This window comes from Mesobacillus jeotgali (assembly GCF_031759225.1).
GTDB lineage: Bacteria > Bacillota > Bacilli > Bacillales > Cytobacillaceae > Mesobacillus > Mesobacillus jeotgali_B.
Genome location: NZ_CP134494.1, coordinates 800,368 through 812,547, shown reverse-complemented (window position 1 = coordinate 812,547; position 12,180 = coordinate 800,368). Strand labels below are relative to the sequence as shown.

Annotated in this window: 11 protein-coding genes and 1 pseudogene; 5 read left to right on the top strand and 7 right to left on the bottom strand. The window is 45.4% G+C overall.

Translation table 11 applies throughout. The features are described 5' to 3' along the window. Positions 1 to 3 precede the first annotated feature (3 nt). Entirely contained in the window at positions 4 to 378 is a 375-nt protein-coding gene (locus RH061_RS04090) for a DnaJ family domain-containing protein (protein WP_311074143.1), read from the bottom strand. 173 nt (positions 379 to 551) lie between these two features. Here RH061_RS04090 and RH061_RS04085 point away from each other — a divergent pair, with 173 nt between their 5' ends. Then, positions 552 to 2,366, top strand: a complete 1,815-nt coding sequence (locus tag RH061_RS04085) for a solute:sodium symporter family transporter (RefSeq protein WP_311074141.1) — start codon at positions 552 to 554, stop codon at positions 2,364 to 2,366. A 542-nt stretch (positions 2,367 to 2,908) separates the two neighbouring features. Here the strand turns inward: RH061_RS04085 and cydB are convergent. The 3 genes from cydB to RH061_RS04070 all read right to left on the bottom strand — a co-directional run bounded on the left by cydB (position 2,909) and on the right by RH061_RS04070 (position 6,115). Next, positions 2,909 to 3,937, bottom strand: coding sequence for a cytochrome d ubiquinol oxidase subunit II (gene cydB / locus RH061_RS04080; RefSeq protein ID WP_311074139.1), 1,029 nt, complete (start codon positions 3,935 to 3,937; stop codon positions 2,909 to 2,911). Then, positions 3,927 to 5,279 carry a cytochrome ubiquinol oxidase subunit I gene (locus tag RH061_RS04075; RefSeq protein ID WP_311074137.1) on the bottom strand — a complete coding sequence of 451 codons (1,353 nt, stop codon included), beginning with the start codon at positions 5,277 to 5,279 and terminating at the stop codon, positions 3,927 to 3,929. The genes cydB and RH061_RS04075 overlap by 11 nt, the downstream gene beginning before the upstream one ends. 224 nt (positions 5,280 to 5,503) lie before the next feature. Then, positions 5,504 to 6,115 (bottom strand): peroxiredoxin, encoded by a 612-nt coding sequence (locus tag RH061_RS04070; protein ID WP_311074134.1) that lies wholly within the window; start codon positions 6,113 to 6,115, stop codon positions 5,504 to 5,506. Between the two features lie 115 nt (positions 6,116 to 6,230). Between RH061_RS04070 and RH061_RS04065 the strand changes: the two genes are divergently transcribed. Both RH061_RS04065 and RH061_RS04060 read left to right on the top strand, forming a co-directional pair. Continuing rightward, positions 6,231 to 6,395 carry a hypothetical protein gene (locus RH061_RS04065; protein ID WP_311074132.1) on the top strand — a complete coding sequence of 55 codons (165 nt, stop codon included), beginning with the start codon at positions 6,231 to 6,233 and terminating at the stop codon, positions 6,393 to 6,395. A gap of 126 nt (positions 6,396 to 6,521) precedes the next feature. Further along, entirely contained in the window at positions 6,522 to 6,839 is a 318-nt protein-coding gene (locus RH061_RS04060) for a YbjQ family protein (protein WP_311074131.1), read from the top strand. Positions 6,840 to 6,870: 31 nt separating this feature from the next. On the opposite strand, the gene RH061_RS04055 is transcribed toward RH061_RS04060, so the two are convergent. Both RH061_RS04055 and RH061_RS04050 read right to left on the bottom strand, forming a co-directional pair. Then, complete coding sequence (locus RH061_RS04055) at positions 6,871 to 7,290, bottom strand: GNAT family N-acetyltransferase (RefSeq protein ID WP_311076260.1); 420 nt, start codon at positions 7,288 to 7,290, stop codon at positions 6,871 to 6,873. Positions 7,291 to 7,344: 54 nt separating this feature from the next. Further along, positions 7,345 to 7,776 (bottom strand): annotated as a pseudogene (locus tag RH061_RS04050) (NUDIX hydrolase); the annotation flags it as partial. 85 nt (positions 7,777 to 7,861) lie between these two features. On the opposite strand from RH061_RS04050, the gene RH061_RS04045 reads away from it, so the two are divergent. Continuing rightward, positions 7,862 to 9,958 (top strand): DNA topoisomerase III, encoded by a 2,097-nt coding sequence (locus RH061_RS04045; RefSeq protein ID WP_311074130.1) that lies wholly within the window; start codon positions 7,862 to 7,864, stop codon positions 9,956 to 9,958. A gap of 130 nt (positions 9,959 to 10,088) precedes the next feature. Then, complete coding sequence (locus RH061_RS04040; RefSeq protein ID WP_311074129.1) at positions 10,089 to 11,357, top strand: MDR family MFS transporter; 1,269 nt, start codon at positions 10,089 to 10,091, stop codon at positions 11,355 to 11,357. 231 nt (positions 11,358 to 11,588) lie between these two features. Here the strand turns inward: RH061_RS04040 and RH061_RS04035 are convergent, their stop codons facing one another. Continuing rightward, the gene (locus tag RH061_RS04035) at positions 11,589 to 11,984 is read right to left on the bottom strand and encodes a hypothetical protein (RefSeq protein ID WP_311074127.1); all 396 of its coding nucleotides are present in this window, start codon (positions 11,982 to 11,984) and stop codon (positions 11,589 to 11,591) included. Between the last annotated feature and the right edge of the window lie 196 nt (positions 11,985 to 12,180).

Genomic DNA, 12,180 nt, shown 5'->3' with positions numbered 1-12,180 from the left:
CCTTTATAGCAGCTTCTTTTCAATTTTCCGTTCGTAATTCTTAAATAGCGAGGAGTTTGTTTTCGCTCCCCGGCTGGACATGATTTTATTGTATCTTAGAAGCTTCTGGCTAAGTTCCTGGTTCAGTCTGTTTTTTTCTTCTGGATTTTCACAAGTGCGGATCAGGTCCTCGATGGACATCACTTCCTGCCTGAGCCTCTGCTCTTCAGGAGAGAAGCCGGCATTTTTCAGCATTTTGTAGGCCATTCTCAGTTCTTCTGGCACGGCTGACAGATCTTCCAGATTCAAAGGCTTCCCGTAGCCAGGCAAATTTTCAAACTCCCCTTCCCTATAGGCTTTTTTAATCCGATCCTCAGACACCACCATTGAAAAATCCATCTGAACCACTCCAGTTCATTATTAGTATTTATACTATCATTATATTACTTTAATCCAGTATTTTCTAATTTTAATATTTGGAAAAAGTGATTTTATCACGTTAAAGGTTTAGAGAGTTAGCAAGCTGGTTATTTAGTATGTAAAAATAATTACACAACAAGGGGTGTCATACAATGGTTTTAGGGGGTATAGGATTCACGCTTATTTCAGCCGCCTTCTTCATGGGGCTGGTCGCATGGTATTCGTATGTAAAAACAAAGGGTGAAGTCAGTGATTCTGCAGGTTATTTCTTGGCAGGACGCGGACTGACAGGCGGCTTCATTGCCGGCTCACTGCTGCTTACCAACCTATCGGCAGAGCAGCTTGTCGGCTTGAATGGACAAGCCTATCGCACCAACTTATCGAATATGGCATGGGAAGTTACAGCCGCTTTTGCCATCATCATCATGGCGATTTATCTGCTTCCGAAGTATCTGCGCGGCAATTTTACAACGCTTCCTGAATTCTTGAGCAAGCGATATGATGAAGGTGTCAGACAATACACCGTTCTTCTATTCATGCTTGGATATATTCTCGTTACCGCGCCTTCCATGCTGTATTCCGGAGCGCTTGCTGTATTGCAGCTCTTCAATTTTCCTGAGCTGTTCGGGATTTCCTATGTGGCTTCCGTTTGGATTGTCATTTGGCTCATCGGAATCATTGGAGCGATCTATGCAATTTTCGGCGGACTGAAGGCTGTTGCGATTTCTGATACATTGAACGGGATTGGCTTGATCATCATTGGACTGCTTGTTCCCATCCTGGGCCTGATTGCCCTTGGTGATGGAAGTATCGGCGATGGAATGAAACAAATCGCAACCACAAACCCTGAAAAAATGAATTCGATTGGAACAAAGCAAGATTCCGTGCCATTCGGCACCATTTTTACCGGAATGATTTTCGCTAACTTATTCTACTGGGCTTCAAACCAGTATGTGATCCAGCGTACACTCGGTGCGAAGAACCTTGCTGAAGGGCAAAAAGGCGTTTTGATCTCAGGATTTTATAAATTATTAGTACCATTGACAATGATGATTCCTGGAGTCATCGCCTTCCATATGTATGGAGATGGACTGAAATCTGTAGATTTGGCCTATCCTGCATTGATAGCCGATGTATTGCCGACGTGGATGTCAGGCTTCTTCCTGGCCGTCCTGCTTGGCGCCGTCTTGAGCTCATTCAACTCATTATTGAACAGCGCAGCAACAATGTTCGCGCTTGATATTTATAAAGCACGCTTCAACCCTGGAGCAGATGATCAGAAGCTGATTTCAATCAGCAAAATCGCCGGCACTCTCCTCGCAGTAGTGTCCCTGTGTATTGCACCACTGCTGATGAATGCTCCTGAAGGCTTATGGGACTTGATCAGAAGATTCACAGGATTTTTCAATATTCCCATCATCGTCATCCTGCTCGTCGGGATTTTTACAAAACGAGTACCTGCGCTTGCAGCCAAATTCGTGATTATCTTCCACGTTATCACTTATTATATGCTCGTTTGGGGCACACAGCATCTGTTCGACTTTACTGTACCGATCCATTTTATCCACATTTACGCCATCTTGTTCGTCGTTGAAGTAGTGATCATGATCGCCATCGGAATGTGGAGACCTACAGCCAACCCATATACATTCCGTTCTGAGGCGGCAGTCTACATGGTCCCATGGAAATACTCCCTGCCAGTATCCATTGTCCTGCTGGCACTTGTAGCCATCATCTACGTCGTCTTCTCGCCAATCGGGCTAGCATATGCTGGAGGTTATGTATCATCGGCATTTTGGCCAGTCATCGCTGGTATACTCGGAATTACAGCTTTCCTATCCTATCTGGCTATCAAAAAATGGAACAAATCCTATGCTGAATATCTATTGAAAGAAAATGCCGTCAAGATAAACAAGGAAAAATCAACTGCAAAAACCAAGCTCAAACCAAGAACCACAGAATATTGATTTGTATTATGAGACCTACCAGAGTGCTGGTGGGTCTCTATTGATTACTCCGGGGGAGCTTGCTCATAGACATTTCGGTGCTGCTGCTGATTGGAGATGTTTATTAAACCTTTTTTTAGACATTTTGACTCCGGTCCTTGCTTGAAATGTCTATTAAACCCCTTTTATTAGACATTTTGGTGCCGGTACTTATTTGAAATGTCCATTAAACCCCTTTTATTAGACATTTTGACTCCGGTCCTTGCTTGAAATGTCCATTAAACCCCTTTTATTAGACATTTTGACTCCGGTCCTTGCTTGAAATGTCTATTAAACCCCTTTTATTAGACATTTTGGTGCGGGTCCTTGACTGAAATGTCTATTAAACCCCTTTTATTAGACATTTTGGTGCGGGTCCTTGACTGAAATGTCTTTTAAACCCCTTTTATTAGACATTTTGGTGCTCAGTCCTCACCTGAAATGTCTATTAAGCCTCAATTATTAGCGATTTTTAAACGCTCCCGCCACACAAAAGGCGTCTGGCCATCCAGACGCCTTTCTGGTCATTGATATCCCTTTGCGCTTTCTTTTACTATTTTGTCCTTGAAAAGTGTGTAGCTCCAGGACTGATAAGCAATGATGATCGGAACGAAGATGACGGCAACGACGAACATGATGGTCAGGTTGAGCTTGCTGCCTGCTGCCTCAAAAAGTGTGACGCTATAGGCGCTGTCTATGCTTGAAGGCAGCATGTTCGGGAACATTCCAGCAAACCCGAATGCCATTTTCGTAAAAATCGTCACGCAGACCGCGGTAAAGGCATAACCGATTTTCTTTTTGAAAATAAAGTACACTGTCGCAAGCATCGCAGCCAGTGAGAGCATCGGCACAATCCAAAGGACCGGTTGCTGCGAGTAATTATCAAGCAATGGCGTCCTATTCACAGTCGCCAAAAAGAACAGCGATAGCATGGCCGGGGCCACGCCAGCTAGAATCCTTGAAATTCTGTAAGCCCGAACGGCGGTTTGCCCTGCAGTCTTCAGCTGAATCCATAAAGATCCTGACAGCAGGAATAATGACACAAACAGTAATCCACCTAAAATGCCATAGCCATTCAACAGGCTGAACAAATTGCCTTCATAGCCATTAGCGCCGATCAGCAGACCGCGGTACAGATTGGCGAAGGTGACCCCAAATAAGAAAGCGATCAAAAAGCTGCCAGTGAAGAAACCCCATTTACACGCTGCCTGCCATAGCGGATTGTCGTCCTTATGCATGAATTCAAGTCCGATTGCCCGAATGAACAAAGCAATCAGAACCAGGAACAATGGTGTATACAAGAAGCTGAACATATCGGCATAAACTGCTGGAAAAGCTGCGAATGTCGCTCCACCTGCAGTGATGAGCCAAACCTCATTCCCTCCCCAGAACGGTCCGACCGCCTCCTGGAGCTGGTTGCGCTCCTGGCGGTTTTTCGCAATGAACGGAAACAGCATTCCAGTGCCAAGAGTATATCCATCGAGGATGAAATAAACCGTCCAGATCAATCCCCACAAACCGAACCAAATGATTGCAAGTGTATCATGAGACATGCTTTATGCCTCCTTCGAGACCATATTTAACCTCAGATTCAGGACCCTTTTTCGCATATTTGATGATTAAATAGACATCAGCAATCAGCAGCACCGTATAGAAAGTGACCAGAGCTGCCAAAGAAAACACCACCTGGGACATAGCGATAGGCGAAACCCCCTCCGAAGTTTTCATCAATCCATATACAACCCATGGCTGTCTTCCCGCCTCAGCCACCATCCAGCCGGCATTGATCGCCAGGTAAGGGAGCAGCACAGAATAAAGGACCAGCTTCAAATATCTTGGTGAGTTCTCCAGTTTATTTTTCCGGTAAAGGTACAAGCCGTACCAGGATACTGCAAGAAAGAAGACTCCGAGCGCGACCATGACTCTGAACGCGTAAAAGACCAATTCCACATTCGGCCGTTCATCTTTAGGGATATCATTCAAACCAGTGACTTCCCCTTCAAAGGAGTTTGTATAAAAGAAGCTTCCCAATTTCGGTATGCTGATTGCCTCAAAAGCATTGCGTTCGTTTTCCTGGTCCGGAATCTGGATCAGGTGAAATGGCATGTCCTTTTGTGTTTCCCAGACTGCCTCCATCGCTGCACCTTTTGCCGGCTGCATTTTCGCCGCGAATACACCTGACTGGTGCCCGATGAAAGGTGTCAGCGTGGCCGAAAACAGAGCCATGGCCAATCCGTACTTGAATGATTTTTTATAGAACGCCGTTTCATTCTTCCTTAACAGATGGTAAGCACTGATGGCCATCATGAAGAACGCTCCGACAATGTAGGCACTAACAACAGTATGTATGAACATATACCAGGCATAAGGATTGGTGACGAGCTCCCAGAAGCTATTCAATTCCACTCGGCCATTTTTCAGGATATATCCGACCGGGTTTTGCATGAATCCGTTGGCGGTAATAATCCACAGAGCGGATATATTCGTTCCGAGAGCGACCATCCAGATCGAAAATGCCCGCAGCTTTGGTGAAAACTTATCCTTGCCGAACAGCCAGATGCCCATAAAGGTCGATTCAAGGAAAAAGGCGACCAGAGCTTCAATCGCAAGCGGCGATCCGAAAATATCTCCCATGTACTTCGAGTATTCAGACCAGTTCGTGCCAAATTGGAATTCCATCGTAATACCTGTAATCACGCCAAGCACAAAGTTGATCGCGAACAGTTTTCCCCAATAATCTGCCATCCGCTTATAGGTCACATCAAGGGTGCGGGCATACTTTGTCTCCATGATGGCAACGAGAATGACTAAACCAATGGTCAATGGAACAAATAAAAAATGATAAAAAACAGTGACAGCAAACTGGATCCGGCTTAATATCAGGACCTCATCCATCTACGGTTCCTCCTAATTGATTTCGTTTGTGAAATTCTTAACATAATCTCAATTCTATTGTAAAAAAACTTTGTGAGTGATATCGAAGATTTTTGTAGAGAATTTGTGACATTTTTATCCACGGATTGTGATGCTGGTCACAGACAAAAAATAAAGCGGAAACGCCTACGACTAAAGCTGGAGCTGAACAAAAAAACAGGCCCTTTTTAACAGGACCTGCTTCCTTAAATATTCCCTATATTGGATGGGTCCGTACTGACTCCTTGCTGGCCGGGCACCCAGTTCGCCGGCACACCTTTGCCTGTTTGCTTGGCATATTCGAAAGCCTGCAGCATCCTTACATGCTCAGGAAGATTTCGGCCAACATTCCCAGGATAAGTAAGCTTTGCCCTGATGATGCCTCCTGGATCAATGAAAACCGATGTTCTGAAGCAGGCCCCTGTTGTTTCATCCAGAACCCGGTAGGCACGGCTGATGACCTGTGTCCTGTCGCTTACCATTGGATACGTTACATTCTTCAAAGATGGAGAGGTCTCCTTAAACACCTTGTGAGAGTAGACACTATCTGTGCTGATAGCCAGCAATTCAGCCCCCAGCGCCTGGATATAAGGGTAAACAGCGGCGACCGCCGCCAGTTCTGTCGGTCAGACAAAGGTGAAATCGCTTGGGTAAAAAAATAAAATGACCCACTTTCCCCGATAATCCTCAAGGTTAATTTTCCTAATGTCCCCATTAATCAAGGCATCTGCTGTAAAAAGCGGAGCCTGGTCATCACGATTTGCACAAAATACAGTCGGGCACTTCACCAAATCTTGAGCGTACAATTTTTCGTCCATTTAAGCCGCCCTTTCTTTCTGAAAATTTGTATCTATACAATCATATGCAACAGATTTTTTATATTTCAGGTCCCATCAGGAAAAACTACTTGGGACAAGAAAGGAGGATTCATAAATGAGCAGAGGCAAAGAATTCAACCACAAGAAAAAGGGCCATCCCGGAGACCTGCCTTCAGGTGCACTGAAAGCAAAGCGACCTGAAACAGAAGCCCAGGAAGATGAGGAATTCCTCGTAGTCCAGGAAGCGTTCAAGAATCGCGTAGAGGAAGACGAGGCATAATGTTTCCAGGACTCGGCTAATAACTGCCGGGTTCTTTTTTATTGAAACTTTTTCCAAAGGAAATCGTATATGTTGTTATACACAGTTTTTTTACTAGCCATAAATTTTCTGAGGAGGAATATGAATATGATCGTAACAACTACTTCAACATTGCAAGGAAGAGAAGTCGTGAGCTATATGGGGATTGTTTCCGGTGAAGCAATCATGGGCGCCAATGTGGTGCGCGACTTTCTCGCAAGTGTCACTGATGTGATTGGCGGCAGAAGTTCTGCATATGAAAACAAACTTGCCGAAGGCCGTGAAATTGCGATTCGCGAAATGGAGGATAAGGCACGCCGCATGGGCGCGAATGCCATCATCGGCGTCGACCTCGATTTTGAAACATTGCGGGAAGGTATGATGATGTGCATCGCGACAGGTACCGCCGTCAAAATTAAGGAATAATGCTAAAAGGACCAGGCAAACAGCCGGGTCCTTATATTTTCTCTTTTTTAAAATGGGCGATCACCAATCCGTTACCGACTACTGAATCATGCTGGCGCTTGAAACCAAGCTTCTCATACAGCTTCACTGCAGGTATGTTCTCTGCCCCGGTTGATACAATAATTTGAGAACAATCAAACTGTTCTAGTTGGGAAAGCAACTTCCCGGCTATCCCTCTGCGGAAGAAATCAGGGTGAACCATCATGCGGTGGATATCGATTACTTTCCCTTCTATTTTAAAAGAGATTGCCCCGGCAAGCCTGCCTTCGATATAACAGCCAATAAACGTTTCGCCGCAATCCTGCAGCTGATTGAATGTTTCTTTTAACGGTGGGATTTCATCTGTGCCGATCAGTTCTGCTTCTATTATGTAGGATTTTCTCTGGAGCTCCAGAACTTCTGCACATTCCAAAATGTCTTTAAGATTGACTTGCCTGAATTCAGGCAGGAACCCGCTGTCATTTAGCCTGCTTAATATCAGCTCTTGCCTTTCAGTTAACGGTGGCAGACCGTCTAACGGGAAAAATCGCAGCTCCTTGCTCTCCCCATCATTCATCTTCAAAGTCCCTTCCCAATCCGCACAGGCATACAAAGCAATCGCGTTATAAATCTCATCACCATTTGGATATTGGAAATAGTACTCTTTTCCAGCAACCACCTCTAAAAATTCCAGCGTGTTCAGAGTAAGTCCAGTTTCCTCGAACAATTCTCTGCGAGCCGTCTCCTCGAAGCTTTCGCCAGGCTCCATCGCCCCTCCGGGAATTCCCCACCTGCCAGTATCGGTCCTTAGCTGCAGCAGCACTTCATACTCCCTATTAAAAACAAGCACAGCCGAGCCAACCAGAATGAAAGGTCTGCTGCCAATCAGCTCACGGATTTCTTTAATATAATCGCTCATGCTCTCCCCCATTACAAAAAAACGTTTTTTTCCTTTATACTAAGTAAAGCATACGTAAAATTGTTGTGTTTTGAAAGGAGCAATCATGAAATCATTAGTACTTGCAGAAAAACCAAGTGTGGCACGTGAACTCGCTCGTGTACTTGGCTGCAATAAAAGTCATAAAAGTTATTTTGAAGGTAACCAATATATCGTCACATGGGCGCTCGGCCATTTGATTGAACTTAAGATGCCCGAAAATTACGACCCAAAATATAAAGTGTGGAAGCTAGAGGAGCTGCCGATCATCCCTGATAAAATGGGTCTGAAAGTGATCAAGCAGACGAGCCATCAGTTCAAGGCCATTGAGCATCTGGCTGAACGAAAGGATATCGGCGAATTTATTATCGCGACTGACGCTGGGCGTGAAGGTGAGCTCGTCGCCAGATGGATTCTCCAGCGCATCAACTGGAAAAAGCCAATCAAGCGACTGTGGATTTCCTCCCAGACGGACCGCGCCATCAAGGACGGTTTTAAGAACCTTAAGCCTGGCAAGCAGTTTGAAGACCTGTATGAATCAGCTGTCTGCCGCGCCGAAGCTGACTGGCTGATTGGATTGAATGTTTCGAGAGCTTTGACAACGAAATTCAAGGATCCTTTATCTGCAGGCCGTGTTCAGACCCCTACACTTGCGATGGTCCTCGAACGCGAGGACGAGATCAATAAGTTTGTGCCGAAGGAATACTGGACCATCCAGGCGAAAGTTGGCTCATTGAATGCAGAATGGGAGCATAAAGGCGAAAAGCGTATTTTTTCAAAGGAAAAAGCAGAGCAAGTTCAAAAAAAGCTTTCCAACAAAAAAGCTGTGCTGAAATCGCTGGACCGCAAGCAAAAATCAGAACCACAGCCGCTGCCTTATGATCTGACAGAACTGCAGCGTGACGCCAATAAACGTTTCGGCTTCTCGGCCAAGAAAACATCCAATGTCCTGCAGGGATTGTATGAACAGCATAAGCTCGTTACCTATCCACGAACGGATTCACGATATTTGACGACCGATATGGAAGCGACAATGGCGGACCGCCTTCAGGGAATCATGTCAGGCTACCGTGACGAAGCAAAGCCTGCCCTTGCGCTAAAAGGAAAAGTCCAGGCGCGCCGGGTGTTTAATAATGAAAAAGTAACCGACCACCATGCGATCATCCCGACAGAGGAGCGGCTTCACCTTGCCGATTTGTCACCGGATGAACGGAAGCTGTATGACTTGATCGTCCGCCGATTCCTGGCTTTATTTTACCCTGCTTATCAATATGAAGTGATTCATGCCAACTTCGATGTCGAAGGAGAATCACTGTCAGCCCGGGAAACGAATGTTCTTGAGCCCGGTTTCAAAAAGGTGCTCGGAAAAGACGAGGATGATGCAGCTACCCAGTCTTTGGGCCATCTTGAAAAAGGCAAAAGTTATTCAGTCGGCCAGGTTAACCTGAATAAGAAAATGACCGAACCGCCGCTTCGTTTGTCTGAATCGGATATCCTTGCAAAAATGGAGAAATTCGGGCTCGGCACTCCGGCAACGCGTGCGGAAATCATAGAGCGGATCATTTCGTCAGAGGTCGTTGAAAGGCAGAACGGCCGCCTGTACCCGACTAGAAAAGGCAAGCAGCTCATTGACCTTGTGAACGATGAACTGACCTCCCCTGAGCTGACGGCTAAATGGGAAAAAGAGTTGGAAGAAATCGCCCGCGGCAAAGGGGATCCGAAGGCGTTCAAGAAGCGAATTCGCGAACAGACAGCCCGCCTTGTATCCGAAATCAAAACGAGCGACAAGACTTACCGTGCCCATAACCTGACAGGCTCAAAATGCCCTGAATGCGGTGAGTTCATGAAGGAGCGCAAGACAAAGGAAGGACGCATTCTCGTCTGTTCAAGCCCTGAGTGCAACTTCCGCAAGCATAAGGATCCAAAGCTTTCACAAAGACGCTGTCCTCAGTGCCATAAGCGAATGGAGATCCACAACGGCAAAGCTGGCGCCTACTTCCAGTGCCGACGCTGCAATGTTGTTGAAAAGGCAGAGGATAAAAAGAAAAAAGGCGTAACCAAGCGTGAGGAGCGAAAGCTGAAGGAAAAATACGCTCCGTCCCAGGAGAACTTCGGCACCAGCCTCGGAGACTTGCTGAAGGCAGCAATGGAGGATAAGGATTAAAGAAAAAACTAAAGCGGCCCTTGTGCCGCTTTTTTCAATTGCAATACATTTGACAATTTAACTTGTAAAAAATTCCTACGGAGTAGTATGATATTCGTTGGTTGTCATTCGATATAAAAGGAGTAACATCATGAGGATTAGGGATTGGGATCGAAACTTGAAGATTCGCTTGTTTGGCGAAGCTTTAATGAATATAACATTTTGGATGTTCTTCCCGTTTTTGACGATTTATTTTGCCGAAAGCTTTGGTAAGGACAAAGCTGGATTCCTGCTGATTTTTTCACAGGTCTTCTCGGTGTTTGCCAATCTGCTTGGAGGCTATACGGCCGACAGGTTCGGCCGCAAGCGAATGATGGTCATTTCAGCTTTTGGCCAGGGAATCGCCTTCCTTGTTTTCGCATATGCCGTTTCACCATGGTTCACCTCACCGATGCTCGGTTTCATCTGCTTTACCCTGGTTGGGATGTTCGGCTCGATCTATTGGCCTGCCAGCCAGGCGATGGTCGCCGACGTTGTTCCCGAAAAAGACCGGAGCAGTGTTTTTGCGATTTTTTATACACAAATCAATATCGCCGTTGTAGTCGGTCCAATTCTCGGAGCGATTTTTTATGTCAAATATCGGTTTGAACTGATGATTGCTGTTGCGATTATTTCCATCCTTCTTGCACTCGTCCTCGCAAAATGGACGCGCGAAACGGTGCCTGCTTCAGCCAGGCAGGCACGTGCAGAGAATGGCAAATGGTATGACTTCCTTAAAGACCAGATTGCTGATTACAAGGTCATTGTCCAGGATAAAATTTTTCTCATGTTCATCATTGCAGGGATTTTAGCGGCTCAAACATTCATGCAGCTTGATTTGTTATTCCCTGTTTACACAAAGGATACGGTGCATAATCAAACCGTGTTCGAACTCGGCAGCAAGGTATTCACCGTCAATGGCGAGCAGGCTTTCGGACTGATACTTTCTGAGAATGGATTGCTGGTTGCCCTCTTTACTGTCGTTGTAACCAGATGGGTGACACGTTTCCGTGAACGAAACGTATTTGTATTGTCCTCGCTCATTTATGCGGTGGCAATTTTGATGTTCGGTGCGACAAATTGGATTTGGGGACTAATTGCAGCGATGGCTGTATTCACATTGGCTGAACTGATGACTGCCGGGCTGCAGCAAACCTTCATCTCAAACCTGGCACCCGAGAAAATGCGCGGCCAGTATTTTGCCGCCGCTTCATTAAGATATACGATCGGCCGGACAATTGCCCCAATCAGTATTCCGCTGACTGTTTGGATTGGGTATGGCTGGACATTCACCATCCTTAGCATTCTCGCCGTTTTGAGTGCGGTGCTGTTCTGGGTGATGTTTAAGATGTATGAGAGTAAGAAGGCTGCCGGGGTTTAAACGGGGAATTTGAAGTTGGTCGATATATTTCAGAATGTGGTCGATAAATTAGAAAAATGTGGTCGATATAATTAAAAATCCGCTGATATATTGCAAAAAGTGATCGATATATTTGTTTTTTCGCCAATATATTGATTAGAAAGTACGATGATATGATGATAAACACTATTGAAAAGCTCAAACTCACAAAAAATCCATGCAGAAAAGCGATTCCGCATGGATTTTTCTCTATTATTTTACCTTTGCATCGCTATATTTGAAGGTCATGAACACAAATAGCAGGAAGCTGAGAAGCAAAGTGGAGCCGCCGACGATATAGAACACCATTGTGAAGGTTTCTGGCAGCGGGAATGGCTTCACATTATAAAGCCACATGCCTAAAGTCAAACCGAAGCTGCCGATGATGGCAGTCCAGATATGGAATAATGCTAGTTTTGAAGATTTAGGCACCTCGTATGAACGGTAGTAGCTTGAGAAGGCAAACAGGCTAAGCCAGCCGACTACGAGAATATGCGCATGGACCGGGCGGATCGCATAGTCCCCTGCACCTGCCATATGAGAACCGAGGAATGCTCCAATGAAAGCGTAAATCGCTGATAAGCGCAATAAAACTACGTCAAATTTCATTTTAAAAAAATCCTCCTATACCCCTTTTTATACCGCTCTATTTTACCCTACCCTTGGGCCATGAGGCTAGTTTGATAGACTAGCAATTTTAGACAGATAAGGATTGCCCTGTATGTCTAGTTAAGTCGAATGTCTTAAGTTTCTTTTTTCCTATAAAATCGTTACAATATAAAAGAAGATTCAGAAAAGGGGCGAA